This window comes from Clostridium guangxiense, from assembly GCF_021043395.1.
Classification (GTDB): domain Bacteria; phylum Bacillota; class Clostridia; order Clostridiales; family Clostridiaceae; genus Clostridium_S; species Clostridium_S guangxiense.
In genome coordinates this window covers 38812-64685 of the sequence record NZ_JAJNKE010000009.1, presented here as the reverse complement: position 1 = coordinate 64685, position 25874 = coordinate 38812, and the positions used below count along the sequence as shown (strand labels likewise).

The 25874-nt window shown below is 29.8% G+C and carries 26 protein-coding genes, 1 tRNA gene and 1 other annotated feature; of the genes, 12 read left to right on the top strand and 15 right to left on the bottom strand.

The genetic code is table 11. The features are described from left to right. Position 1: 1 nt before the first annotated feature. Positions 2-1096, bottom strand: coding sequence for a GerAB/ArcD/ProY family transporter (locus tag LQK79_RS07875; protein WP_231016146.1), 1095 nt, complete (start codon positions 1094-1096; stop codon positions 2-4). A gap of 104 nt (positions 1097-1200) precedes the next feature. On the opposite strand from LQK79_RS07875, the gene LQK79_RS07870 reads away from it, so the two are divergent. Together LQK79_RS07870 and LQK79_RS07865 are read left to right on the top strand one after the other, a co-directional pair. Next, complete coding sequence (locus LQK79_RS07870; RefSeq protein ID WP_053243365.1) at positions 1201-2604, top strand: spore germination protein; 1404 nt, start codon at positions 1201-1203, stop codon at positions 2602-2604. Then, entirely contained in the window at positions 2601-3713 is a 1113-nt protein-coding gene (locus LQK79_RS07865) for a Ger(x)C family spore germination protein (RefSeq protein ID WP_053243364.1), read from the top strand. Before LQK79_RS07870 ends, LQK79_RS07865 begins: the two co-directional genes overlap by 4 nt. A gap of 100 nt (positions 3714-3813) precedes the next feature. On the opposite strand, the gene LQK79_RS07860 is transcribed toward LQK79_RS07865, so the two are convergent. From LQK79_RS07860 to LQK79_RS07830, 7 genes are all read right to left on the bottom strand, one after another. After that, complete coding sequence (locus LQK79_RS07860; RefSeq protein WP_231016145.1) at positions 3814-4320, bottom strand: DUF2127 domain-containing protein; 507 nt, start codon at positions 4318-4320, stop codon at positions 3814-3816. 297 nt (positions 4321-4617) lie between these two features. Next, a complete protein-coding gene (leuS, locus tag LQK79_RS07855; RefSeq protein ID WP_231016144.1) occupies positions 4618-7056 on the bottom strand; it encodes a leucine--tRNA ligase in 2439 nt (812 codons plus the stop codon). A 110-nt stretch (positions 7057-7166) separates the two neighbouring features. After that, positions 7167-7365: a binding site (T-box leader), on the bottom strand. Between the two features lie 106 nt (positions 7366-7471). Next, positions 7472-7548 (bottom strand) — tRNA-Gln (locus tag LQK79_RS07850). Between the two features lie 221 nt (positions 7549-7769). After that, positions 7770-8276 carry a hypothetical protein gene (locus LQK79_RS07845; protein WP_053242164.1) on the bottom strand — a complete coding sequence of 169 codons (507 nt, stop codon included), beginning with the start codon at positions 8274-8276 and terminating at the stop codon, positions 7770-7772. 181 nt (positions 8277-8457) lie between these two features. Continuing rightward, complete coding sequence (locus LQK79_RS07840; RefSeq protein ID WP_053242163.1) at positions 8458-9069, bottom strand: J domain-containing protein; 612 nt, start codon at positions 9067-9069, stop codon at positions 8458-8460. Positions 9070-9110: 41 nt separating this feature from the next. Continuing rightward, complete coding sequence (locus tag LQK79_RS07835) at positions 9111-9962, bottom strand: DUF5685 family protein (RefSeq protein ID WP_231016143.1); 852 nt, start codon at positions 9960-9962, stop codon at positions 9111-9113. Position 9963: 1 nt separating this feature from the next. Further along, positions 9964-10509, bottom strand: a complete 546-nt coding sequence (locus LQK79_RS07830) for a class IV adenylate cyclase (protein ID WP_231016142.1) — start codon at positions 10507-10509, stop codon at positions 9964-9966. Positions 10510-10685: 176 nt separating this feature from the next. On the opposite strand from LQK79_RS07830, the gene LQK79_RS07825 reads away from it, so the two are divergent. Further along, positions 10686-11213, top strand: a complete 528-nt coding sequence (locus LQK79_RS07825) for a hypothetical protein (protein ID WP_231016141.1) — start codon at positions 10686-10688, stop codon at positions 11211-11213. Between the two features lie 26 nt (positions 11214-11239). Further along, entirely contained in the window at positions 11240-12274 is a 1035-nt protein-coding gene (locus LQK79_RS07820) for a nucleoid-associated protein (protein WP_231016140.1), read from the top strand. A gap of 299 nt (positions 12275-12573) precedes the next feature. Here the strand turns inward: LQK79_RS07820 and LQK79_RS07815 are convergent, their stop codons facing one another. The 3 genes from LQK79_RS07815 to LQK79_RS07805 all read right to left on the bottom strand — a co-directional run bounded on the left by LQK79_RS07815 (position 12574) and on the right by LQK79_RS07805 (position 13934). Continuing rightward, the gene (locus LQK79_RS07815; protein WP_053242160.1) at positions 12574-12798 is read right to left on the bottom strand and encodes a (2Fe-2S)-binding protein; all 225 of its coding nucleotides are present in this window, start codon (positions 12796-12798) and stop codon (positions 12574-12576) included. A gap of 66 nt (positions 12799-12864) precedes the next feature. Beyond that, positions 12865-13245, bottom strand: coding sequence for a DUF4363 family protein (locus tag LQK79_RS07810; protein ID WP_231016139.1), 381 nt, complete (start codon positions 13243-13245; stop codon positions 12865-12867). A gap of 2 nt (positions 13246-13247) precedes the next feature. Beyond that, entirely contained in the window at positions 13248-13934 is a 687-nt protein-coding gene (locus LQK79_RS07805; protein ID WP_231016138.1) for a DUF421 domain-containing protein, read from the bottom strand. 160 nt (positions 13935-14094) lie between these two features. Here LQK79_RS07805 and LQK79_RS07800 point away from each other — a divergent pair, with 160 nt between their 5' ends. The 4 genes from LQK79_RS07800 to LQK79_RS07785 are packed head-to-tail and all read left to right on the top strand — an operon-like array spanning position 14095 to position 17726. Next, positions 14095-15756 carry a nucleoside kinase gene (locus LQK79_RS07800; protein ID WP_053243312.1) on the top strand — a complete coding sequence of 554 codons (1662 nt, stop codon included), beginning with the start codon at positions 14095-14097 and terminating at the stop codon, positions 15754-15756. Between the two features lie 20 nt (positions 15757-15776). Then, a complete protein-coding gene (gene sdaAB / locus LQK79_RS07795; protein ID WP_053242158.1) occupies positions 15777-16463 on the top strand; it encodes an L-serine ammonia-lyase, iron-sulfur-dependent subunit beta in 687 nt (228 codons plus the stop codon). A 1-nt stretch (position 16464) separates the two neighbouring features. Beyond that, the gene (gene sdaAA, locus LQK79_RS07790; protein WP_053242157.1) at positions 16465-17346 is read left to right on the top strand and encodes an L-serine ammonia-lyase, iron-sulfur-dependent, subunit alpha; all 882 of its coding nucleotides are present in this window, start codon (positions 16465-16467) and stop codon (positions 17344-17346) included. A gap of 26 nt (positions 17347-17372) precedes the next feature. Continuing rightward, positions 17373-17726, top strand: a complete 354-nt coding sequence (locus LQK79_RS07785) for a hypothetical protein (RefSeq protein ID WP_053242156.1) — start codon at positions 17373-17375, stop codon at positions 17724-17726. A 75-nt stretch (positions 17727-17801) separates the two neighbouring features. Here the strand turns inward: LQK79_RS07785 and pssA are convergent, their stop codons facing one another. Next, positions 17802-18344 carry a CDP-diacylglycerol--serine O-phosphatidyltransferase gene (gene pssA, locus LQK79_RS07780; protein WP_053242155.1) on the bottom strand — a complete coding sequence of 181 codons (543 nt, stop codon included), beginning with the start codon at positions 18342-18344 and terminating at the stop codon, positions 17802-17804. Between the two features lie 224 nt (positions 18345-18568). Here pssA and LQK79_RS07775 point away from each other — a divergent pair, with 224 nt between their 5' ends. The 4 genes from LQK79_RS07775 (at position 18569) to LQK79_RS07760 (ending at position 21503) form a co-directional block, all read left to right on the top strand. After that, the gene (locus tag LQK79_RS07775) at positions 18569-19273 is read left to right on the top strand and encodes a TVP38/TMEM64 family protein (protein ID WP_231016137.1); all 705 of its coding nucleotides are present in this window, start codon (positions 18569-18571) and stop codon (positions 19271-19273) included. Positions 19274-19324: 51 nt separating this feature from the next. Next, on the top strand, positions 19325-19753 hold the full coding sequence (locus LQK79_RS07770) for a CBS domain-containing protein (protein ID WP_053242154.1): 429 nt from the start codon (positions 19325-19327) through the stop codon (positions 19751-19753). A 128-nt stretch (positions 19754-19881) separates the two neighbouring features. Beyond that, positions 19882-20769: a YegS/Rv2252/BmrU family lipid kinase gene (locus tag LQK79_RS07765; protein WP_053242153.1), complete on the top strand. Its 888-nt coding sequence runs from the start codon at positions 19882-19884 to the stop codon at positions 20767-20769. 50 nt (positions 20770-20819) lie between these two features. Then, positions 20820-21503, top strand: a complete 684-nt coding sequence (locus tag LQK79_RS07760) for a hypothetical protein (RefSeq protein ID WP_231016136.1) — start codon at positions 20820-20822, stop codon at positions 21501-21503. Here the strand turns inward: LQK79_RS07760 and LQK79_RS07755 are convergent. The 3 genes from LQK79_RS07755 to LQK79_RS07745 all read right to left on the bottom strand — a co-directional run bounded on the left by LQK79_RS07755 (position 21493) and on the right by LQK79_RS07745 (position 25212). After that, positions 21493-23355: a YgiQ family radical SAM protein gene (locus LQK79_RS07755; RefSeq protein ID WP_231016135.1), complete on the bottom strand. Its 1863-nt coding sequence runs from the start codon at positions 23353-23355 to the stop codon at positions 21493-21495. The two genes, LQK79_RS07760 and LQK79_RS07755, sit on opposite strands and share 11 nt — an antisense overlap. Before the next feature lie 184 nt (positions 23356-23539). Beyond that, positions 23540-23902, bottom strand: coding sequence for a P-II family nitrogen regulator (locus tag LQK79_RS07750; protein ID WP_053242151.1), 363 nt, complete (start codon positions 23900-23902; stop codon positions 23540-23542). Between the two features lie 92 nt (positions 23903-23994). After that, positions 23995-25212: an ammonium transporter gene (locus LQK79_RS07745; RefSeq protein ID WP_053242150.1), complete on the bottom strand. Its 1218-nt coding sequence runs from the start codon at positions 25210-25212 to the stop codon at positions 23995-23997. Between the last annotated feature and the right edge of the window lie 662 nt (positions 25213-25874).

Here is a 25874-nt window from a genome sequence, read left to right as displayed (position 1 = left end):
GCTATTTAGAAAGCGTTTTTGGTTTGCCACTTTTACTTTTCGAAATGTAAATTATAAATACTATAGCTGGAAGCAGTATGAAATTTGCAAATGATATGTATGTGTAGTAATTTAGTATCTTAAAAAGTGTAACTGTATTTTGGCTTAGAATACAAGAAAAAACAAAGACAATGGCACTTATGATATATACAGTATATTTACCATCGAGTTTGGTGCCTTTTAGCAGTATTAGCAGCGAATAAAAAGTTAATATATATTTTATAAACCAACCTCCAACTACTTGAAAGAGAACATAAAATTCACCGCTTTCAATAAAATCAAAATAATTTATAAGTTGTGTTTGTATAAGTCTTGGATAATACATGTTAGTTAATCTTTTCTCTGAAAATGTCATTAAAAGGCCTATAGATGTAAAAATTTGAATTTCTGCGAGTATGGTTAAGCCTATCAAGATAGGTTTAGCCAATTTATTTTTTGTTTTAATTTTATTTATTATAGGAAATATTATTCCGAATCCTGAATACATTGCAAAACCTTTTAAGGAGCACATAAGCAAATTTTTATCAAATCCATTTTTTAAAATTGGAAAGAGATACCTAGCATGCCTGTATTTTATAAGCAATGAAGATAAGTTTATTCCTGATAACATTATAAGAGGAATTCCAATTAAAGTTACTGATAATATTGCTCCTTCCCCCTTATAGACAGTATATAATGTTGGAAGTATAAAAAATATGACAAAATACCACTGAGGCGTTTCAAATAAGATATTAACATGTAAAAGGTTTGCTTCAACCGACGAACATTCGATTAAGGTTAAAATTAGACATATTGCAAATAGCGTAAGAAAAAGCACACCTAATGGTTTTCCTAAAGAAGTGCAATATATAGCTTTTAAGTCATCATCATGATTATTACATTTAAATGCTTTTATTACTAATAAGCAAAATAATAGTAAAAGCATTGTCGCAACAATAACAGCTATCCAAGTATCTCTTCCACCTAGTGCTGTCATAATTGTCGGATATGTTTTCATTGAAAGCATTGGGACCGCTATAATAATTGGTATAAGATAATTTTTGTTAAGGCTTTTCATATTTGAAACGTTCCTTTCAATAAAAATTCAGTATGGATTTATTATTTTCTAACCCAATGAATATTATTCAAATTTCTAGAGGATAATAAGTTTGGGTGGTAAATATGAATGAAGATAAACTCAAATATATAAAGGAAAAATTCAAGGGAAATGTAGATGTAAAGTATAGAATTATTGAATCTGAAAATGGAACTATAACTATGATTTTTATAGATAATCTTTGTGATTCACATTTTATAAGTGAATATATAGTAGCTCCAATACTTGAATATAAAGATAATATTAAGAGTTTGGAGGATATTAAAAATAATTCACTTTTTGCATTTTCTATAGGTGATGTTAAGGATAAAGGGGATGCAATCCTTCATATATTACTTGGTGATGTGGTTATAATATGTGATTTTTGTGAAGGAATGATGTTCTGTGAGGCTAAAGGATTCGTAAGAAGATCTGTAAGTATACCAATAACAGAGAATGTTCTAAAAGGACCAAGAGAAGGATTTACAGAAGCTTTTGTAGATAACATTTCACTTATAAGAAGAAAAATAAGAGATGGAAATTTAAAATTTGAAAGTGTTATGGTTGGAGATAAGTCACAGACAGTAGTGGTTGTAGCATATTTAAAAGGTACTGCTCCAGAAGGACTTGTAAATGATGTGAAAAATAAAATTAAGCAAATTAGTACAGAGTATATTCTTGATACTAACTATATAGAAGATAAGCTAAAAAGTAGAGGCACAGTATTTGATACGGTTGGTTATACAGAGAAGGCAGATATAGCAGCAGCTAAAATTCTAAAAGGAAAGGTTGGAGTAATAGTTGATGGAACACCATTTGTAATAACTGCACCGTATTTTTTTTATGAGAACTTTCAAGCAGCAGATGATTATTATCTCAATAAATATGTTGTTAATTGCACAAGAGTTTTAAGGTGGGTTGCATTTATGATAACTTTACTATTGCCGGCACTGTATATTGCAATTACGACTTATCATTTTTCTTTGATTCCATCATTATTTATTTTTAGATTGTCTCTTTCAAGGGCAGGAGTTCCATTTCCTACAATAGTTGAAATACTTATGATGGCATTGTTTTTTCAAATATTAAGAGAAGCCGGAATAAGACTTCCGCAGCCTGTTGGTCAGGCAATGAGCATAGTCGGTGCTTTAATCTTAGGTGAATCCGCAGTTGGTGCAGGCTTAGCATCAGAAATAACAATCATAGTTGTAGCACTTAGTTCTATATCATCATTTTTGATTCCAAAACTATATGGAGCTATTTCTATTTGGTCATTATTAATAACATTACTTGCGGGATTTTGTGGACTTCCTGGGCTTTATGTTGGTTTTTTTGTATTTATTTCACATGTAGGTTCTCTTAAAACAATGGGCTATCCTTATATATATCCAATAAAAACAATGAGGGATGTTAGAAATGATGATCAAGTGTTAAGAGGTGATCTTGATGAAATAAGTAATCAATCATTGAAAAAGGATGATAACATATGAAGAAAAGATATTTATCTATATTTTTAATTTTAATTTATATTACTACGTTTACGGGATGTTTTAATTATAGAGATATTGATAAAATTGTTTTTGCCACTGCTTTAGTATATGATATAGATCCAGACAATAATGTTTTGGTTTATTTAGAGGCATTCGAATCACAAAGAACTTTAACTAAAGGCAGTGAAAAGTCTCAAAGATTGATATTTAGAGGAAGAGGAAAGACTGTATTTGAGGCAATAAGGGATATAAGTTTACAATCTGGATATGAAATAAATTATACTCAAATTAAGGCTATAATATTTTCTGAAAAGGCAGCAAGAGCCGGAATTAAGCAATTTATAGATGTTTTGACAAGAAATCCTCAATTTTATTTAAAGCCATATATGGCTGTTTATACAGGAAATGTTGAAGAAATTTTACAAGGTGGTTTTAAAGAAGAACAGTATGTAGGTATTCTAATAAATGACTTGATGAAAAATGTAAGAGTTTCAGCGAGAGCAGTAAGAATTCAATATGCAGATTTTTTAAATCAAAGAACTGAACTTGATAGGGCAAGTATAATGACTGTCATAAGTCATGGGAAAAATAAATATAAAAATTCTGTTGAACTTAATGGTGGAGCTGTTTTTGTAAATGATAAAATGATTGATGTTATCGAAAAATCGGAAACAGAAGCATATAACTTTATTGTTAACAGAATTAGTTCAGGAGTAATGGAAGTTATAAGTCCGACAAACAAAAGTAAATTTATCTCACTTGAAGTACTTAGGAATAATACTAAAACAGATATAAGTTATGATAAAAATAAGGTGTACTTAACTAAGAAAATGAATGTAAGGGCATCTATAGCTGAAAGTCAGCAAGAGATAAATTTAAGTAAAGAAAATATTAAAAAAATAGAAATAAATGCTGATAAAAATTTAATTAATAATGCTAATAAGATTTTTAATAAATTTAAGAAAAAGGGTATAGATATATTTAATATTGAGGATGATTTCGAAAACAAATATAAAATTAGAAGGAAAAATTTGATACAAAAAACACAGCTTAATATTGAACCAGTAGTTACAATTGAGGGAGGTGGAAAATCAGCATCATTCTATTAGGAATACGATGAATATTACCAGCAAAACACATGACGAGACAAAAGTGGGTAAAATCTTTAAATTTTATCCACTTTAAGTTATCATCAATAGCTTCTTCTGATTAGATAAAAGCGCTTTTTATTCTTCTATATTCTATAAAGGTTAATATTATCATTATAACATCAAAAATAGTTAGTATTAGTAGCCCAATAGAAGGATTTAGTATATATCTATAAATTTGATATATTATAAACATAATTAATGATATTATAGTAAGTGGATAAGCCCAAATTTTTCTTTTATATAAAAAGATTATAAGAATTAATTTAATTATTCCGTGGGAGATCAAGTAAAAAATTCCAAAGTATTGCGTACTCATAGTAAATTTTGCACTTAACTTTATCATAAAATTGGCAATAACATCCCTTGGATCTTCTGATAACTCATGCTGTGTTAACCAAACTAATAAATTATTTAATCTACTTGGATTTAGAAAGACTAACAAAATTCCACCTATAATTTCTAAAATACCATCTATAGCTTTTAATAATATTGCAATTTCAAAACCTTTATGGAATACATTGCGATTTACACTGCTTTTTTTTGAATTTGATATAATAACATACACCTACTCTCATTACGGCTTAAAATAAATAATAAATTATATAAATAGTTTGTAACAAATACCATAATATATACATAAATAATATTTGAAGGATAATGATTTCCAACATATATTATTGAAAAGCCTACATTTCTAATTTGTCTTGATAAACTCCGAATTTACAATTTTCAAGTTTTACTATATATAAAATTTTAAAAATATTTTGTTCTCCCATATTAACTTTAGAATATTAAAATTGCATTAAAATTTAAGAGAAGTAACAGTGTTTAACATTAAAAAATACCGTTACTTCCTAATTCTTTATTTAACAACTATATTTACAAGTCTTCCTTTTATAACAATTACTTTAACAATATTTTTTCCTGTTGTAGCAGCTTTTACAGTTTCATTATCTAGAGAAATACTTTTTATTTCTTCATCTTTAAGGTTACTTGGAATAGTGATTCTTGCTTTAATTTTTCCATTAACCTGAATTGCAATTTCTACTTCATCTTTAACTAAAGCAGCTTCATTATATTTAGGCCATTTTTCATTAAATACGGAGTAATCCATACCAATAGCTTCCCACTGTTCTTCACTAAAATGAGGAGCAAAAGGAGCGAGAAGTCTTATAAAGTCTACCATTGCTTCTTTTAAAAATGCAAGATTTTTATTTTCTGTATTCAAGTATTTTGATAGAGCATTTGCAAATTCCATCATTCTTGCTATGCAGGTATTAAATTGAAATTTATCCATATCATTTGTAATTGATTTTATTGAATGATTTCTTGTGTAATTAAGTTCTTTCTCAGCATTTCCTAAATTGGAGTTTGAGTTAGATTTTTTGCTCATTTCTTCTTTATAAGAAGAAACTATTCTATCTATTCTGTCAACAAATTTAGCAATTGATTTTATGCCGTCATCGCTCCAAGCGCCACCTTCAGCATAATCAAAGCCAAACATTAAATACATTCTGAAAACATCGGAGCCAAATTCAGTTATACAATCGTCTGGAGAGATGGTATTTCCTTTTGATTTACTCATCTTTTGACCGTCAGGACCTAGAATTAAACCTTGATGTCTTAGTGACAAGAATGGTTCATCGAAATTAAGATATCCCATATCTCTAAGGGCTTTTGTCATAAATCTTGCATATAACAAATGCATACAAGCATGTTCAGGACCACCTACATATTTATCTACAGGAAGCATTTTATCAATTACGTCCTTATCAAAGGCTTTATCATTATTTTTATTGTCTGCATATCTTAAATAGTACCATGATGAACATACAAATGTATCTAATGTATCAGCTTCTCTTCTTGCATGACCACCACATTTAGGACATGTAGTGTTGATGAATTCCTCGGACTTTAAAAGAGGGGATTTACCATCAGGAGCAAATTCAACGTTATAAGGAAGTTCAACTGGAAGCTGCTCTTCTGGAACAGGTACTATACCGCACTTGTCACAATAAACTACGGGAATAGGAGCACCCCAATATCTTTGTCTTGATACAAGCCAATCACGAAGTCTATAATTTACTTTCCATCTTCCTAAGTTCTCTTTGGATAATTTTGCAACGATAGCTTCCTTAGCTTCATTACCTTTAAGACCATTGAATTCTTCACTGTTAACAAGTTTTCCATAACCTGCGTAAGGAAGTTCTTCTCCACCTTCAACGACCCTTATAATAGGAAGATTATATTTTGTAGCAAAAGCAAAATCTCTTTCATCATGTGAAGGAACGGCCATAACTGCACCAGTACCATAACTGTATATTACGTAATCTGCAATCCATATAGGAACTTTTTTTCCGTTTACGGGGTTTATAGCATAAGAGCCTGTAAATACTCCCGTTTTTTCTCTAGTTACAGATTGTCTTTCAATTTCAGATTGTTTTTGGGAATGGTTTTTATATTCTTCAACGGCTTCTTTAAATTCAGGTTTTGTAAGTTCATTAGCAAGTGGGCTTTCAGGAGCGAGTACAACATAAGTTACACCATATAGTGTATCTACTCTTGTTGTGAATACATCAAAGGTTTTGTCACTGTCACATATTTTAAAAGTAACTTCTGCACCTTTAGATTTACCTATCCAGTGTCTTTGCATTGCCTTTGTTTTTTCAGGCCAATCGATATCGTCAAGCTTTTCTAAAAGTTCATCAGCATAATCAGTTATTTTAAAGAACCATTGAGTTAAATCTTTTTTTACAACTTCAGTGCTGCATCTTTCACAGCATCCGTCGATAACTTGTTCATTTGCAAGAACGGTGTTACAGCTAGGGCACCAATTTACTGGTGCTTTTTTTCTATAAGCTAATCCTTTTTCATAAAGCTTGAGGAATAGCCACTGAGTCCATTTATAGTAATCTGGCATGCATGTTATTACTTCGTGGTTCCAATCAAACATAGCGCCCATAGCCTTAAGTTGTTTTTCCATTGTATCAATATTTTTGAAAGTTGAATCTTTTGGATGTATACCAGTTTTTATTGCATAATTTTCAGCTGGAAGTCCAAAAGCATCAAAACCCATAGGCTGGAATATATTATATCCCTGCATTCTTTTAAATCTTGCCCAAGAATCTACAGGGCCATAGTTGAACCAATGACCAGCATGAAGTTTTGCACCTGAAGGATAAGAAAACATTTCAAGAACATATAGTTTCTTTTCTAAGTTGTTTTCATCAAACTTGTATAGATTAGTTTCTTCCCATTTTTTCTGCCATTTTTCGTCTATCTTAATACTGTAATTGCTCATTAAAATTAAACCTCCTATTTAATATAAATTTGTTATGTATAAATGAAAATCGATAGGGTTGTTGTCTTGTTCTATCGAATTTAACCTAATAAAAAAGCTTTCATCTCATATAATGAGACGAAAGCTATACTTCCGTGGTACCACTCAAATTAGGAAAATACCCCACTTAAAAATTTAACGGATAAATCCGTATCTGATTTTCTTCAGATAAGCTCCCAAGCGAGTTCACATTGTTCAATACTGTTTTTCACCACACAACAGTTCTCTTAAAATGAAAAAAATGCTACTAATCTTGTTCAAAGCTTTAAGATATTTTTATTTTGTAATTACTAATTATAGTTTAACAATAAACTATTGTCAAGATTCATAAATTTAAAGATATACATAAAAAACTTCAAGAATAACTTGAAGTTTTTGGCTGCCCTAGCAGGACTCGAACCTACACAATGCCTGATCCAGAGTCAGGTGCCTTACCAATTTGGCTATAGGGCATTAATTTCCTTTACTGCACCGCAGCGACAAATATTATTATAGCATTTATTAAAAATTTGTCAATATTTTATCTGAAATTTTTAATAAAAAGTCTGATTTAAAAGAATGTTGATAAAACTTATGTCATAAATGGGCTCTAAGGATTACTCATTTATAATTTAATACCTATTTAAATGCATTACCATGTATTATAAAAATTTTTTTAAACATAGGTAAACGTACTAAAGCAAAGTCTTAATAAAGTGTCTATTCATGTAGCCTATAAATAAAGTGATTACATAATCACACAGCAAGAATATTGGCTCTGAGATAAGTACAATTAGGTAAATAGGAAGCTTTATATTACTAGTATTAATGAATAAAGCGTTATATATCATGAATATAATTAGAACTGCTGCATTGTAAAACACTAGTTTTAAAAAAACCTCTATATATAGTTTTCTTAATTTTTCTATATATAGCTTTACAAATCCATAAATTCCAAAGAAGATTATATACGAAAATACGTTAATTTTCACTCCTAATAATAATATACTGAGCATGGAGGAGGCAACATAGACTAAAAGCGAATGTTTTATATCTGTAGTTAAAATTGATATTGGTATAATACAGCAGGCAACAGCTAAAAGATATAATCTTCCTACAGGCATTATTGTGGACAAGTATATTATTAAAACCGAGAGTGCAGTATAAAAGCTGCTTCTTGTCAATTTTTTAGTTTTATCCATACTTTATAGCGCTCCTTTTATATTATAAAAAAATTTTATTTTATTTCATGTATTTTTAATAATGCACAATGCGTAGTTCACAATTCACAGCTAAGGTGAATTGTGAACTAAAAAATATTACTTGTATAACCTTTATATATATTTTTTTTTAGATTTTATGTACTATAAAATGTATATGATATTAGCATCCACCCATACCGCCACCAAGGCAGTCGCATATATTTTCTGCACACCATAGACTTATGCATAAATTGCAAAGAGAGTCATCTCTATCATTAAATCCTCTATTGCCATATGGATTTCTATAGGAAGTATTCTGCCTACTTAAATTTTCATATGCGGACCTGTATTCTGGGTTTGAAGGATTCAAATTATAGGCATTTTGTATGTACTTATAGGCATTATCATACCATCCTTTTCTTAGGCATACATTTCCCATGAGGTAAAACCATTCAGCGTCTCTTGTTTTTATATTATTTAGTTTACTTTCAGCAGAGGCTACATTCCCATTATTTATATCGGCACGTATTGAATTATAATCTGCATAGCTATTATTACCATAGCTTGAACTGGAACTGTCCGTATATCCAGAATATGTATTGCTACTAGCATTTTTCGTAAGATAATCATATGCTTCGTTAATTTCACGCATTTTTTGTTCTGCAAGATCTTTTAGAGGATTGTTTCCATATTGATCAGGATGATATTTCTTTGCAAGTTCTCTATAAGCCTTTTTTATTTCTTCTTGGGAGGCACCTTCTTTTACACCTAGAATTTCATATGGATTTTGCATTAACACTACACTCCTTTTTGACAATAAAATATTGCTAATTTTTATAAATTTAAATTTTCCATTTTACTTAGAAGACCATATTGAAGTATGTTATGTAGGATAGCTACATTTGTTTTCATAGGAAGTTTATTTAGATAATCAAGACAACTTTTACCACACAGACCTAATATAAAGCTAACCTTCGATTTTATATTACTTGAGAATTCCTTATATGGCAAATGATCATCATTCATCGAAATATTTAAAGCATTAAATTTATTTTTTTTCATATCTTTTTCTAAATCATCATAAGCATCGATTATATAAATCCATTTTCCAAGATTATAACCAAGATTATAAAGAACATTACGTAAATTTTTGTCATCACTATATCTGGATATAATAAATCCTGTTAGATCAGCAAAAGGGTGGGACAACTCATCTATACTTAATTTTAAATCACTTTTTTCTAATTTACTAAGTTCTAATAAGTTGTTTTTTATGTAATCAGTATTATCTTTAAGATTTTTGGGAAATTTGTTGAAATAGGATTTTAGTAAAATTGATTTAATCTTACTAGTTTTATTTTTCTCATCCTCAACGTCATCTAAAAGTTTATAATATGCCAGGGATATATTACAAAAGGCGGCATAATCTACTGCAGCATTCGAAATTATAAAGTGTTTCTTACGCATAGGATGAGTTATACATCTTCCTAAATGTACTTCGCATTTTTTGTCTGATATTGAGTCTAAAAGTACTGCAAGAAATGTCATATCATAATTTAAAACAAGTCTTGGCAAATTTCCATAATTTTTCTTTATGGAAAGACAAAGTCCACAATAGTATGCCTTGAACTTTTCATAATCCTTTATTTTTAGTTCAGGTTTACATGGCGTTACATATCCAAACATTTTATATACCTTTAATTCCCTTTTCGTTTAATATTTCGTATATTGTTTTTGAAGTTGTATCAGCTAAGGTATAACCTAAAAAATGTACAATCTCCTTAAGTTCATCTTCTTTTGAAGTTTCTATTTCAATGTAAGGAAATGGGCAAAAGGATTTATCATTAATATCAATTTCTATTAAAGAATGTTTATATTTATAACTTTCTCTGTATTTTTTTATTGAACTTATATTTGAAAGCCCAAGGGCAACAAAAATTTTCTTGCCTTCATCTCCACTTAATATCTCAGTTTCATTTTCTTCCATAATTTTGTACTTTTCTTGGCTTAATAGCTTCTTTACAGTCATATAGTAATGGATAGTATTATCAAGCATATTTTGAATTGTTCTTATTCTTGCATAACCTTTGTTAGCTAAAAGTCTTTTATCATTAAAATCATAAATGTCATTTATCTGATTTTCTTTTTTTACTATAGGTAATTTCAAATTTAATAATTTTTTTCTTAAATCATCTACATTTATATTTAAAATTCTTGTTTCAATTTCATTCAAAATAGTCACCTCTTGAGTCGCATTTATATTAAGTATTATATCATAATTTACAAAAATATTGTCTTTTTATTATAAATTTAAAAGTTTTAAGATGAAGCGTTCATATGTTATAATAACAATAAAGTAAGTTTAGTTTGTATACGTTTTATAATTTTATAAATTTTGGAGGTAGAGATATGCAGGATAGTTTTTATGAACAATTTGTTGGTGCACATGAAAGTACAAGTTATAAAGTAGTTAAAATTATAATGAGAGTAAGTATAGTTTTTGCAATATTGTATTTATTTTCAGGAGTGATTTTAGGTGTTATGGGGCTTATATTAAGTGTTTTATGTGCTATAATATATTTTTCTATGATTATGCTAAAAAGAAAAATATATATAGACTATGAATATGATTTTACTAATGGAGAAATAGATATAGTTAGCATAGGTGATAAAATAAAGAGAAAGAAAATTATTGGCTTTGATATTAAAAATGTAGAACTTTTAGCACCTAAAGATAGTGATGAAATAAAAAGTGTTTCAAATAAACCTGACAGAGTTTTAAAATGTTATCCTAAGGAAACTAATGAAAAGATTTATACAGCAATTCTAACTGGTGGAGTTAGTAGAGCTCAAATTGAGTTCGTACCAAATAAAGAATTTTTAAATTTGTGTTTTCAGAAAAATCCAAGGGCAGTTAAAAAGGATTTTTTTAGATAATATAATATAATTAAAGTGGTGATATTTTGCAATATATAAATGATGTAAGTATAAATGAAGCAGTTATCCATGTTTTGGATAATAATTCCGATGAGGTTGTTTTTGATGAAATAGGATTGACTTTAAATGATGAAACATATGAATACATATTAAAACATGTTAGAAAATGCCTCAAGGATGAAGAACTTAAATATGCAGTTTTTAATTCAGAAAGAAATTTAACAAAAGAATTGAGTCAGGAATATTTAAGTGGTAAAAGTGGACTTATACCTGTTTCAAAGGAGCTTGCATCTCAGCTCTTTGTAATCATGAAATCGAAGGGTAATGTACCATCTTGTGATTTACTTGTGGTATCAATATCTACAGAATATGGACCAATGCTTGCTATTCTTAAAATGGATTATGTAAAAAATTATATACACAGTATAGATGTTGTTGAGGATAAGGTTGGCATAAATATAATCCCTCAGTTTGTCGGACTTCCATCTAGTGGACAAAGGATACAAAAATGTGCTTTTATAAAACCTGTACAGGAAGATAATAGATTTGATCTTATGGTTATAGACAAGCAGCCTAAAAAAGAAGATGAAGATTATGGTTCAAATTATTTTATAGGAAATTATCTTGGATGTACCATAATAAATAATGAGAGAGATCTTACAAAAACCTTTGTGAAAGCAGCTGAAAAATGGACACAGAGTAATCTTAAGGACAATGCGGATGAAGCAGAAAAGGTAAGAAGTTCAATTAAGAGAAAACTTAAAGAAGATGAAGTTATAAATGTAAATGAGCTTTCACATGAAATATTCAATGGGAACGAAGAAGTATCGCAGGATTTTTCACAGTTTGTAAAAGAACAGGGTGTAGAGGAAAAAATAGAAGTAGACAAGCAATGGGTTGAAAGCAAACTTACCAGAGTAAGATTAAAAATAGACAAAGATATAGACATATATATCAATGAAGAGGCCTACAATGATTCCTCCCGCTTTGAAATAACCAGAAATGGCGATGGTACCATAAACATGGTAATAAAACAAGTAAGAAATTATATAGAGAAGTAAACATATGGGGGTTTGGGCGAAAGCCCATGTGATTCATGAACTAAAAATTAGCGGTCTAAAAAATAGAGCAAAAACCTAAATATAATACATATTAAGCTATGGGGGTTTGGGCGAAAGCCCATGTGATTCATGAACTAAAAATTAATTTAATCGTAATTAAAAAATTAGAAAGCAATAACTAATTTTTTGCCTAAAAGAGGCAAAAAGCTAAGGGTGAAGGATTTTAACGAGCAAGGTAAGTTAAAACCCTTCACTTTTTCACTAATGAATATAAAATATTACTTGTAAAATCCTGAAATTTATATTTTTAAACTTTCAGCTTGCTTATCTATAAGTTCTTGAATTTTTGGTCCACATCTTCTTCCACAGCAGCCACCCGAACCTGAGCCAGTTGCTTTGTTAACATCATCAACGGTTTTAGCTCCATTCCTTATAGCTTCTTTTATCTTTGATCTTGGAATAGCCTTGCATATACATACTTTAGTTAATTTATCCATTATATTTTCATTAATATTATTATCCATAGTAACCTCCTATACATAAATTATTATAACACAACAAATAACAATTATCTATAAATAATAATTACTCTAAAAAATATTTTGTAAGTTTATTTTTTCAAGATCCCTAATATGATTTATAAGAAATTCAATAGTATGAGCGGATTCCATTGAATCCTTAGTTTCTTTATATTTTATTGATTGAGATAATTTTTCTACTTCCATGCTTATATCGTCTGTTTCTGCATGATGTACATATACCGAAAGTAAATTTGAATGGTTATCCCATTCTTTGGAGAAAGCATTTATATTTTTTTCAGCTTCTTCCCATGAGCTATCTTTTATTGAGTTTTCTATTTTGGAATTCATTGAAAGCATGGAATTACATACTTTGTTTATATGAGCTATTGAATAAATACTAAAACCTAATATACATGCAAAAAGAGCGGCTGAAAATATCACATTTTTCATATTTATTCCTCCTTAATTTTTATGTATTTTTGGCAGTAAAATTTTTGGTTTGAATCTAATATTGCTATAAATGCATCTTTAGGAGAAATTATACCTTGTTTTTTTAACTCATTTATTAACCAAGTATAGTTTTTATTTATTAAACTTAAACTTTTATAATTTACTTTGCCGTCTAAGATTAAGGTTACAGGCAAAATCTCTTGAGAAGTTTGTATATTTAAATCTTTCTTTGTTGATGGATTGAGTGGAGTTTTGGGAATAATGGACAATTGACCACTTGTTTCTAAAATCGCAAATTCAATATCATTAATATTAAAAAAGTTTTTCAACCTTAATTCTTCAAGGAGGTCATTAATATTAATTCTTTGATTTTTTAAAGCATAATAGTCTACTTTACCGTTATTTATTAATATTGTAGGTTTACCACATAAAATAGATCTTGCTTTTTCACTTTTAAGTTGCAAAACAGATAAAATTATTTCAAGAATAAGAAGTGTAATTATAGGTATTATTCCATGAATAAGTGGAATTCTAGTATCTTGCATAGGTAATGAAGCAAGTTCAGAGATCATTATAGCAATTACAAGTTCAAAAGGTTGGAGTTGACCTATTTGTCTTTTACCCATAGTTCTCATAGTTAAAACTACTAAAAAATATAGTATTATTGTTCTTATCATAACGATAATCATAATATCAATCCTTTTTCTGTTTAATGATTTATAATATAAATAAAATTATTTAATGGTTTTATTCTTTCAAAAAAAGCAAAAAATTATTAGTGAAGTAAGGTACATTTTTGTTATTTTAAAGTATAATATTAAAGATTTAATTAAGTTTGGAGATGTTATTGTGGATAAAGTGACTTTAAAACTGAAAAATGGCGAAAGCATTTCAGTAAAAAAAGGTAGTGAATTTTTTAATGTTGTAAAGGAGAACAATTTGGATGCAGATGCACCAGTAGTTTTAGGAATATTAGATGGGTATATTCATGAACTAACTTATAAAATTTATCATTCAGGAACATTCGATGTAGTAGATATAAGAAATTCAACTGGAATAAAGGTATATGAAAGGACTTTGCAGTTTGTACTTATAAAAGCAGTGCTTGATGTGTATCCTGATAGCAGAATAACCATAGAGCATTCTTTAGGAAATGGAATATTTGGAGAAATTCATAAACAAGGTGATAAATTAAATGAAGAGGATATAGAAAAAATAAAAATAAAAATGAAAGAGATTATAGACAAAGATGTTCCTATTAAAAAGATATCTGTAAGCAAGAAAAAAGCTATAGAAATATTTGAAAGCTATGGTATGGAAGACAAAGTTAAATTGCTTCATCAGGTTCATTTTCAAAAGTTAAAGTTATATGAGTTAGAGGGAAGATATGACTATTTTTATGGAGCTATGGCATATTCAACGGGAATACTTAAAAATTTTGATTTAAAATACTATAAGCCAGGATTTATACTTATGATTCCAAGTGAAAAAGAAACAAACAAATTGCCTAAATTTATTGAGCAAAAAAAGTTATCTCAGATTTTTTATGAAACTGAAAAATGGGGAGATATTATCGGAGTGGGCGATGTTGGATCTTTGAATAATAATGTTAAAAATGGAGAAAGTGTTGATATGATAAGGGTTTCGGAAGCACTTCATGAAAAAAAGATTGCTTATATTGCTGACATGATATATGCTAAAAAGGATATTAAAGTTGTTTTAATTGCAGGACCTTCATCGTCAGGTAAAACTACCTTTGCTAGGAGACTTGGAATTCAACTTAGGGTGAACGGAATGATACCAGTACCTATATCGCTTGATGACTACTTTGTAGATAGGGCACATACCCCTAAGGATGAGAATGGTAACTATGATTTTGAATCCATATATGCTCTTGATATAAAGCTTTTTAATGAAAACCTTAATGACCTAATGAAAGGTAAAGAAACTGTACTTCCAATATTTAATTTTAAGACAGGACAAAGAGAATGGAACGAAAAAAGCATAAGGCTTCCTGAAAATGGAGTTATAATTATTGAAGGAATTCATGGACTTAATGAAATGCTTACTCCGTTAGTACCAAGAAAAAATAAATTTAAAATATATATAAGTGCATTAACTCAACTTAATCTTGATAGCCATAATAGAATTTCTACAACAGATACTAGAAAAATAAGGAGAATTGTAAGAGATTATTTATCTAGAGGATACGGAGCAGAAGAAACCTTAAAGATGTGGCCATCAATAAAAAAGGGAGAAGAAAAAAATATTTTTGTATTTCAAGAAGAAGCCGATGTTATGTTTAATTCTTCCTTAGTTTATGAACTATGCGTGCTTAGAAAATATGCACTTGCAGAATTGTCGAAAATTAAAGCTTCTAGTAGTGTCTACTATGAGGCAAAAAAGCTTAGAAGTTTCCTTAATTTTTTTAAGGATGTAGACATGAAATTTGTACCTGATAATTCTATATTAAGAGAATTTGTAGGCGGAAGCTGTTTTTATAAATACTAAATTTGCGGTGGTGTTGTGATGTGAAAGAATATAGCGTATTTGATGTTTTAGGACCTGTTATGATAGGACCATCAAGTTCTCATACTGCAGGAGCAGCAAGACTTGGAAAAATAGCCGGGATAATAGCCGGTGGAAAAGAAAATATAAAAAGCGTTGAATTTATTTTGCATGGATCATTTTCAAAAACTTATAGAGGGCATGGTACAGATAAAGCCCTGGTAGCTGGAATTTTGGGTATGAATCCATGGGATGAAAGACTTAGAAATTCAATTGAAGTGGCAGAAAAGATTGGTTTGAAAGTTGGCTTTATACCAGGAGATTTGGGAGATGTACACCCTAATACAGTTAAGTTTATAATTCATAAAAAAGATGAAAGTATTATGGAGATAACGGGTTCTTCAATTGGCGGTGGAAGTATTAAAGTAATAGAGATAAACAACCAGAGTATGGATTTCTCGGGAGATTATCCTACCCTAATAGTATATCATAAGGATATTCCTGGAATGATATCAAAAATAAGTACTATGTTATATGATAATAATATAAATATAGCATTTTTAAAGGTTTATAGGAGTATTAAAGGTTCATCTGCATCAATGATTTTTGAAATGGATAATATAATTCCAGATTGGCTGATTAATTCAGTTAAGCAAATGGAAAATGTAAAAGATGTAATTTTTATAAAACCTATTATGGAGTGTGAATGATATGTTTGCAGATAGTGGAGTACAGATGTTAAATGAGTGTAGAAAACATAATATTAGTATAAGTGAATATACTATTAGAGAAGAGATTAAAAAGACGGAAGACACTCGTGAAAATATATTAAAAAAGATGAGTAAAAACTTAGAGGTAATGAAACAAGCTGCTGATTATGGCACAGAAAATAGTGTTAAATCTTTAAGCGGATTTATGGGTGGAAATGGATTTAAGTTGAATAATTATGCTAGTAGTGGAAAAACATTGACTGGTAAGTTTATTGTAAAGGCAATGGCGAGGGCAGTAGCATGTTCTGAAGTAAATGCTGCGATGGGCAAAATTGTAGCCGCGCCAACTGCAGGTTCTTCCGGAATACTTCCCGCTGTAATAATAACCGCCGGAGAGAAGCTTAACAAAAATGACGATGAAGCTGTGAGAGCATTATTTACTGCTTCTGGTGTTGGGATATTGATTGCTAAAAATGCTACTCTTTCAGGTGCTGAGGGTGGATGCCAAGCTGAATGTGGTTCTGCAGCAGCTATGGGAGCAGCAGCTGTGGTTGAGATGATGGGAGGAACTCCAGAAATGGCACTTGACGCAGCTGCTATGGTTATAAAAAATACGCTTGGGCTTGTATGTGATCCTATAGCAGGGTTGGTTGAAGTTCCATGTGCTAAAAGAAACATAGCTGGAGCCGTAAGTGCACTTACAATGGCGGATATAGTTATGGGAGGAGTTAAGAGCATAATTCCATTTGATGATTGTGTTGCTGCAATGTATAGGGTTGGAAAACAGCTTCCATGTGAACTTAGAGAAACCGCTATGGGAGGTCTCGCAGTTACAAAAACTGGAGAGAAGCTTCGAAAACAATTAGAAAATAGTAAATTATAGAGAGTAATAGGTATGGTAGGTGTAAAATGTGTAAAAGAAAGATAATAGAAGATTACTATTGTGATTTAAATAATTTATCTGGCTTACTTACTAATTGTGTTAGCTCATACAGGCTTTTAATAGGAGGAGCTTCAGAATTAAATCAAATTACACCTGCAACAAAACATGATGTTAAAAAGGCAATACAAAGAGTAAATAAATTAGGAGATATAATTGATGAATTGCTTAAAACTATGGAATGTTATGAAATTGATTATATTAACTACTGTAAAATAAAAGCAAGTGTTATGGAGTGTAAACTAAATAAAGAATTTGTGCTATCTCAAATAGAAGAAGAGTTAATGGCTAAAGGAGATAATCAAAAGCCTCCACCTCTTTAATTATATCATAAACAAAAATTCCATATGGTATTTACCATATGGAATTTAAATACGTAATAACAAAACATTTTATCATTAGAACTTTTTAATTTTTATTTTACTTACCATTAAGTAAGAAAGTAAAAGCATAAGTATAATTGTTAAAATAGGATTAAAAGACACGTTTAACGAAAGTAAAATTAAAAAGTATAAAGCCATAAACATCCCGGCAGCAGTAATAGGAATACCTCTAAAATTACCATCGAAAGTTGATAAATTATATCTAGCCAATCTGTATGCACCTGATATAGGAAATATCAAAAGTAAAATATAACTTACAAATTTAAAATCTAAATTAGTGCTGAGCAAATTGTAAGCTAAAATTGATGGGGCAACACCAAAAGATACAAGATCGGCTAATGAATCAAGTTCCTTGCCAAGCTCACTTGATACTTTCAAAGCACGTGCAACTCTACCGTCATATCTATCTATAATTCCAGCTAGTAATATAAAAACGCAAGCTAATTTATAATATTCCGAATTATTTTGTGGTGCAGCAGCCAAAGTCATAGTTAGTGATAATAAACCACATGATAAATTACTAAAGGTAAAGATGTTGGCAACTGAACTTTTAGTCATAAATAATCACTCCTAATAAATTTAAATAATAGTTGTTTCATTAAAATAGTTCATTATTATAAATATAATAACATAGATGTATAGCAGATATTATTATAACACATTACTATATAATTTGTAATGAGTTTTTAATAAAAAAAGTATACAATAATGTAACAAAATATGATATCATAAGTTCGTTGGAAAATAATTTATGAGCATGATATAAAGCTTGGAGGAAGCAAATGAGTTCTAAAGCAAAAAAAATATTAATGTATATGTGCATTGCAATTTTAATAATTGTTCTACTTATTTTGACGTTTAGATTTAAAGGACATTATTCAGTTAGAGTATCACATAAAATAAACGGTCTTAGGATATTACATATTAGACCTAAGGATATTAAAAGGTATATATTAAGCTATGGTGAATTTGCTGCTCTTGTTTTTGTAATAATATATTCATTAAAGCCAATACTTTTTGTTGTTCCAGCGTCTCTTTTGTCTATAATGGCAGGTGGCATTTTTGGACCGTGGAAGGCGTTTTTTCTAAGTATGATAAGCTGCTTTTTTTCAGCTACAGTTGCTTTTTTTCTTGCCAAAAAATTAGGAAGACCATTTGTTGATAAGATTCTTAAAGGAAAGGTTATGAAGCTTGATAATGGAATTGAGAAACATGGCTTTATGATTATGCTTCTAATGAGACTCTCATTTGTATTTGCTTATGATCCTTTGAGTTATGCTGCAGGACTTACATCAATGAAATATAGGGATTTTATTTTAGGCACAATTATAGGAATTATACCTGAAATGCTTTGTTATTCTTTTATGGGAAAAAATTTTGAAAGAGGTTTTTCCTTAAGATCGTTTACTCCTTTGATAATAATAATAATTGTGGCTCCAATAGCAATAATTGTTTATAAAAATTATAAGTCAAAAAGGAGTATGTAATATATAAATAAAAAGCATTTTCATGGGTAAAATATCTGTGGAGGTGTTGTTATGAAGATAAAGGATATAATGACTAAGGATATAGCGAGTTTAAATTCAAGTGATACAGTTGAAAGAGCAGCCCAACTTATGAAAGAGCATGATGTTGGTGCTATTCCAGTTTGTGAGCAGGAGAAAGTTATAGGTGTTATTACAGACAGGGATATAGCACTTAGAACTGTTGCAGATGGAGAAAATGCGACACAGCAAACTGTAAGAAATGCTATGACATCTACACCAGTATTTGCAGAGCCTGATATGGATGTAAGAGAAGCAGCTAGGATTATGAAAGAAAGACAAATAAGAAGACTTCCTGTTATTGAGAATGGAAATTTAGTTGGTATGGTTTCACTAGGTGATTTTGCTGTGGAGGAGAAGCTTGATCATTGCGCAGGAGAAGCACTTTGTGGGATTTCAGAGCCATGTTCGCCTAAGATGTAGCTTAAGTTTTATGTTAAATCCACAAGGTATATGTTAAATCTTGTGGATTTAATGCAAATAATGATATAATATATAAGATATGTTATGACATATCAAAATGTAATTTTAGTTTCGAGGGGAGTAAACTTATGGATAAAGTTAAGTTTATATATAATCCTTATTCAGGAGAAAACACAATTATAGGAAAGATAGACAAGATAATAAAAATTCATCAAAAACATGGACTTACAATAGTACCATATAGAATTTCTTTGGGTAATACAGTTGAAAAGGCATTTGAGGATATAGATGATACATATAAATATATCTTAATGGCAGGCGGAGATGGTACTGTAGATAATATTGTAAATTACATGAAAAAATTAGATATAAACTTGCCTATAGGGATATTACCAACAGGTACTGCAAATGATTTTGCAAAATTTATAGGAATGCCATTAAATATAGAAAGGGCATGCAAGCAGATACTTGATAGTCAACCTAAAGAAATAGATTTAGGAAAAATTAATGATAAATACTTTATAAATGTCGCTAGTTCAGGTCTTTTTACAAATGTTTCTCAGCAAACAGATATAAATATGAAAAATACTATAGGAAAACTAGCTTATTATGTAAAAGGAATAGAGCAGCTTCCTAATTTTAGGAAAATAAGAATTAAGGTTTCATCAAAGGAAAATGTATTTGATGGCGATATGATATTGATGCTGGTGTTTAATGGACAGACAGCTGGAAATTTTAAATTTGCTTATAAAGCATGCGCTGATGATGGTATGCTTGATGTAATAATAGTTGAAGCAGGAATGGTAAAGGATTTATTTAATATCCTTATTAAAATGATAAGAGGAGAACACCTTGAGGATGTAAATGGACTTACATATTTTAAAACGGATAATTTAAGAATAGAGTGCAGTGATGATGTTGTTACAGATATTGACGGAGAGAGAGGACCTGACTTTCCTGTTGAAATTTCATGTATAAAAGGTGGCGTTAAGATTTTAGGAGTAAAGAATATTTGATAAATATATGTAGTAATAATAAGTGATAGCATTTTGGGGAGATAATAATATTGATAGAGTATATTTATTTATTTTTGTTATTGCTTGTTACTTATTTAGGAATTTTGCTTTTAAAAAGAAGCTTCAAGTGTCCTACTAAAATAAAAATTATATGCATATTTATTTTAGGTGCTCTTCTGCTGAGATATTTTTCATTGGCAGCACTGTTTATTCTAAAAAGAGTATATTATATACAGTTTATAAAGTATTTTGTGTTACTTAATTTTGTATGCATACCATCTTTAAGTTTGCTTTTGGTATTTATATTTATGAGGAATAAAAAGTTTAACATAGCATACTTATTTGCTGCTATAGTTTTATTTATAAGCTTATATTTTTATGTAGCTTTAAGAATGACACCTACTATAATACCTGCTTCAAATTATGGATTTGGGTATGTAATTAGTTTTATGAATTATCGTGAATATGTACTAGCTATATACACAATGATAAATATTTTACTTATAACGTTTTGCGGCTTTTGCATTGGGAAAAGTTATGTAAATAAAAAAGGAATAAGCATAGTAATGGTATCGCTTTTAGCTTCTTTTGTTGAAAAAATTATACTTTTAGTAGGAACAAAGGCTATGCCTGAATATTTGCTCGGAGAACTCATATGCCTTCTGTGTTTGGATTATGCAATTTCACTATTTAAAACGAAGCCAAATAAAAAACTAAAAAGACCTAAATTTTAGGCCTTTTTAGTTTTTTGTTTCTATTGTTTTTATTTCTTTTTAACTTAAGAGGTCTTTCTGGAATTAGACACTTAGGACCATTTCCTATTAAATCCTCTCTATGAGCTGTTACAAGAGCTTCCCTAACTAAATTGTAATTTTCCGGTTTTGAAAATTGAAGTAGAGCTCTTTGAATATTTTTTTCATGCTGTTTTTTAGGGACATATACTTTAGTCCCTGTTAAAGGATTGATGCCAGTATAATACATTGTAGTAGATAAACTACCCGGTGTAGGATAAAAATCCTGGACTTGTTCAGGCATATATCCCATTTTTTTTATATATTCAGCTAATTGTATAGCAGAACTTAAGTCACTTCCAGGATGGCTTGATATCATATAAGGAACAAGATATTGTTTTTTGTTTATTTCTTTGTTAATCTCAAAGAACTTTTTTACAAACCTATCGTATACATTCTTACCTGGCTTGCCCATTTGTGCTAATACCTTATCGCTTACATGCTCAGGAGCAACCTTAAGTTGACCACTAACATGGAATTTACAAAGTTCCTCAAAAAATTCAGGGTTTTTATCATATATAAGGTAATCGTATCTTATTCCGGAACGTATAAAAACCTTTTTTATTTTTGGAAGTTTTCTGAGTTTTCTTAATAAATCTAAGTATTCACTATGATCCACTTTTAAATTTTTACATGGTGTTGGGAAAAGGCACTGACGGTTTTTACATACGCCTCTCGTCTTTTGAAGTTCACAAGAAGTATGCCTAAAGTTTGCAGTAGGACCGCCAACATCATGTATATATCCTTTAAAATCATTTAAACCAGTAAGCACCTTAGCTTCATTTATTATTGAGTTCTGAGACCTATGTTGTATAGTTCTTCCCTGATGGAAAGTTATTGCGCAAAACGAGCATGCACCGAAACACCCTCTATGACTAGTTATTGAAAATTTAACTTCCTTAAGAGCAGGAATTCCACCATCTTTTTCGTATATAGGATGGTAAGTTCTTACATAAGGAAGATTATATACTATATCCATTTCTTCCTCTGTAAGTGGTATTGAAGGAGGATTTTGCACTATATATCTATCTCCATATTTTTGTACCAAAGTTTTGCCGTTTATTGAATCCTGCTCTCTTGCTTCAAGTTTAAAACTTTCAGCATATTTTCTTTTATCAGAAGCTACTTCTTCAAAGCTTGGGAGTTCGACATAATTACTTAAATTTGATATATCTTTTGAAATATATACAGTTCCTTTTATATTATTCATTTTGTGTACGTCTTCACCGTATTTAAATAAGTTTGCAATCTGAACTATGGATTTTTCACCCATACCATATGAAAGTAAATCTGCTTTAGAATCAATTAAAACGCTTCTTCTTACTTTATCCTCCCAATAGTCATAATGTGCAAAACGCCTTAAGCTTGCTTCTACACCACCTATTACTATAGGTATGTTTTTGAATGCCTCTCTTACTCTATTGCAATAAACTATAACAGCTCTATCAGGTCTTGAATTACCCTTCCCACCAGGTGAATATAAGTCATCATGTCTTCTTTTTTTTGCGGCAGTATAATGATTTACCATGGAATCTATATTGCCAGAGTTTACTAAAAATGCATATTTTGGTTCACCAAGTCTTTTGAAGTCATCAACTTTTTTCCAGTCTGGCTGAGGAATAATTCCAACGGTGAAACCTTCATGTTGTAAAGTTCTACCGATTATTGCGGTTCCAAAAGAAGGGTGATCAACATAGGCATCCCCTGTAACAATTATAAAATCCAATTGTGTGATTCCTTGTTCTTTTAAATCTTCTTTACTTATAGGTAAAAATTTGCTGCGAGTATTTGTCATTATAAAAAATAATCTCCCTTCAAAGGATACAGAATTTATTTAAAATATAGCTTCCTTTAGTATTATTAAGTATGTTTAAAAATGTTGATAGTATACTTTGAAATTAATGAACTCTTAGAATTGGGAATTATAAGAGTCCATTAATGACATGAATATTTATCAACATTCTTTTAAAACATAATCTTTATTTATAATCTTGCAGTGCATCATAATCTTCTTCGCCTGTTCTGATTTTAATTACCTTACTTACATCATATATAAATATTTTTCCGTCACCAATTTTTCCTGTGTTGAGCACGCTTTTTGCTACTTCAACAACCTTTTCAACAGGAACGGCACATACAACAATTTCTACTTTTATTTTAGGATTAAGATTGATTTCAATTGGGTTACCTCTATAATATTCAGTAACACCCTTTTGAAGGCCACAGCCAAGTACATTAGTTACAGTCATCCCTGTAACACCTATTTTATTGAGCTCATTTTTAAGTTCATCAAATTTTTCTGGTCTAGTAACAATGTCAATTTTAGATATTTTGTGTTCCATGGCACATTCAACTCCTTATATTAAACTAGGGAAACAATAATAAATTATAAAAGTATTGTCTCCCTATTATTATAAACTATTTAAATAAAATCTCAAGCTATATGATAACCTTTTTCTCCGTGTACTGAAATATCAAGACCAAGATCTTCTTCATTATCATCTGCACGAAGTTTAAATACAAGACTTACTACCTTTAGTATTAGTATAGTCATGACTATAGAATATGCATAAGTTGCTATAGTGGCAATAAATTGTGTTAAAACTAATGAAGGATTTCCATAGAGGAGCCCATTAGCACCAGCAGAATTTACTGCTTTTGTAGCGAATATTCCAGTAGCAATACTCCCCCATGTACCACCAATTCCGTGACATCCAAAAGCATCTAAAGCATCATCATAGTTGAACTTAGGTTTTAAATATGACACTGCAAAGTAGCATATTATACTTCCAATAGCACCTATTACAATAGATGAAGCAGGAGTTACAAAACCAGCAGCAGGAGTTATAGAAACAAGTCCAACTACAGCACCAGTAACAGCTCCTAAAACAGTAGCTTTTTTGGTTACAATCCATTCACATGTAATCCATGAAATTGTTGCAGCAGCTGCAGAAGTGTTTGTTGTAATAAATGCTGTCATAGTAACATTATTTAAACCTAAAGCACTTCCGGCATTAAATCCGTACCAACCAAACCATAGTAAACCAGCACCTAGTATAGTCATTGGAAGATTGTTTGGTGATGTTTTTTTTATTTTTCTTCCACCTATATAAATGGCAGCTACAAGACCTGAAATTCCAGAAGAAACATGCACTACAGTTCCTCCAGCAAAGTCGAGTGCACCTAAATTTTTTATCCATCCTCCAGTTCCCCATACCCAATGAGCAACAGGATCATAAACAACAGTTGTCCATAATACTATAAAGGCTAAGAAGGCAGGGAATTTTATTCTCTCTGCAAATGCTCCGGTAATTAAAGCAGGTGTTATTATTGCGAACATTAATTGATACATCATAAATAAGTTATGAGGGATTGTAGGTGCATATGCTGCAAGGGGTTTAAAACCTACATTATTTAAAAAAGCCCAATTTAAGTTTCCAATTGTGTGAGAGACATCAGGTCCAAAGGCTAATGAATAACCCACAAGTATCCATTGAATAGAAACGATAGCAATGCAACAATAACTATGCATTGTTGTACTCAAAACATTTTTGGTTTTGACCATTCCGCTGTAAAATAGTGCAAGGCCAGGTGTCATTAACATAACTAAAACAGTTGATAAAAACATGAATGCAGTATCTCCGGTATTCATTTTTAATGATCTTCCCTTCGTAATTTATTATTTGTAAACTTTAAAATTTATTTGTATTAATATAATAACATCCGAAAGTATTTTTTGCAACAATATTATCAATAAATAGGCACGAAAATTGATAAAAAGCTAAATTAATAACCTGTTATATTATAAGTTAATACTAAAAGGAAAAAAATACATTATGTAAAACAAGAGGTTTACGTTATTTAAAATAGAATTAACATAAAAAAAAATATAAGTTTGAATATTGTGGTTGAAAAGTTCACGTTTTATACTATAATTAAAAGGTAAGGACTATTTAGGATAATTATATTTATTATACGTTAGTTTTTTTCATTTATCTAATGATATTAAATAGAATTAAAGATAAAACACCCTGAAACTTGAAAAGTTATGTGTTATAAAATAATTATCTATACTTAGTTATGTCAACTTATAAACTCGTTAAAGCTATTTTAAATTCTATTTATAAGGTTATGCGGGTTTGATTTTACTAAAGGATTACCTCACTGAAACTTAACTTACTACATGTTTGAAAATTAAATGTTCAAGAAATTGTAAGACACGTATAAGTTAATAGTTGAATTGGTGATCCTATAAATTAAATTGAGCCTTGAAGGCTCTTTATTTATGATAGGTGGTGAGTATTTAATGGAAGG

Coding starts and splice junctions, on each gene's coding strand:
- LQK79_RS07750 (WP_053242151.1), bottom strand. CDS start 23,902: ATGGAACACAAAATATCTAAAATTGACATTGTTACTAGACCAGAAAAA.
- LQK79_RS07785 (WP_053242156.1), top strand. CDS start 17,373: ATGTGTAAAAGAAAGATAATAGAAGATTACTATTGTGATTTAAATAAT.
- LQK79_RS07755 (WP_231016135.1), bottom strand. CDS start 23,355: ATGACAAATACTCGCAGCAAATTTTTACCTATAAGTAAAGAAGATTTA.
- LQK79_RS07865 (WP_053243364.1), top strand. CDS start 2,601: ATGAAGAAAAGATATTTATCTATATTTTTAATTTTAATTTATATTACT.
- LQK79_RS07805 (WP_231016138.1), bottom strand. CDS start 13,934: ATGATTATCGTTATGATAAGAACAATAATACTATATTTTTTAGTAGTT.
- pssA (WP_053242155.1), bottom strand. CDS start 18,344: ATGACTAAAAGTTCAGTTGCCAACATCTTTACCTTTAGTAATTTATCA.
- LQK79_RS07775 (WP_231016137.1), top strand. CDS start 18,569: ATGAGTTCTAAAGCAAAAAAAATATTAATGTATATGTGCATTGCAATT.
- LQK79_RS07835 (WP_231016143.1), bottom strand. CDS start 9,962: ATGTTTGGATATGTAACGCCATGTAAACCTGAACTAAAAATAAAGGAT.
- LQK79_RS07870 (WP_053243365.1), top strand. CDS start 1,201: ATGAATGAAGATAAACTCAAATATATAAAGGAAAAATTCAAGGGAAAT.
- sdaAA (WP_053242157.1), top strand. CDS start 16,465: ATGTTTGCAGATAGTGGAGTACAGATGTTAAATGAGTGTAGAAAACAT.
- LQK79_RS07745 (WP_053242150.1), bottom strand. CDS start 25,212: ATGAATACCGGAGATACTGCATTCATGTTTTTATCAACTGTTTTAGTT.
- LQK79_RS07810 (WP_231016139.1), bottom strand. CDS start 13,245: ATGAAAAATGTGATATTTTCAGCCGCTCTTTTTGCATGTATATTAGGT.
- LQK79_RS07825 (WP_231016141.1), top strand. CDS start 10,686: ATGCAGGATAGTTTTTATGAACAATTTGTTGGTGCACATGAAAGTACA.
- LQK79_RS07845 (WP_053242164.1), bottom strand. CDS start 8,276: ATGGATAAAACTAAAAAATTGACAAGAAGCAGCTTTTATACTGCACTC.
- LQK79_RS07770 (WP_053242154.1), top strand. CDS start 19,325: ATGAAGATAAAGGATATAATGACTAAGGATATAGCGAGTTTAAATTCA.
- LQK79_RS07765 (WP_053242153.1), top strand. CDS start 19,882: ATGGATAAAGTTAAGTTTATATATAATCCTTATTCAGGAGAAAACACA.
- LQK79_RS07840 (WP_053242163.1), bottom strand. CDS start 9,069: ATGCAAAATCCATATGAAATTCTAGGTGTAAAAGAAGGTGCCTCCCAA.
- LQK79_RS07815 (WP_053242160.1), bottom strand. CDS start 12,798: ATGGATAATAATATTAATGAAAATATAATGGATAAATTAACTAAAGTA.
- leuS (WP_231016144.1), bottom strand. CDS start 7,056: ATGAGCAATTACAGTATTAAGATAGACGAAAAATGGCAGAAAAAATGG.
- LQK79_RS07875 (WP_231016146.1), bottom strand. CDS start 1,096: ATGAAAAGCCTTAACAAAAATTATCTTATACCAATTATTATAGCGGTC.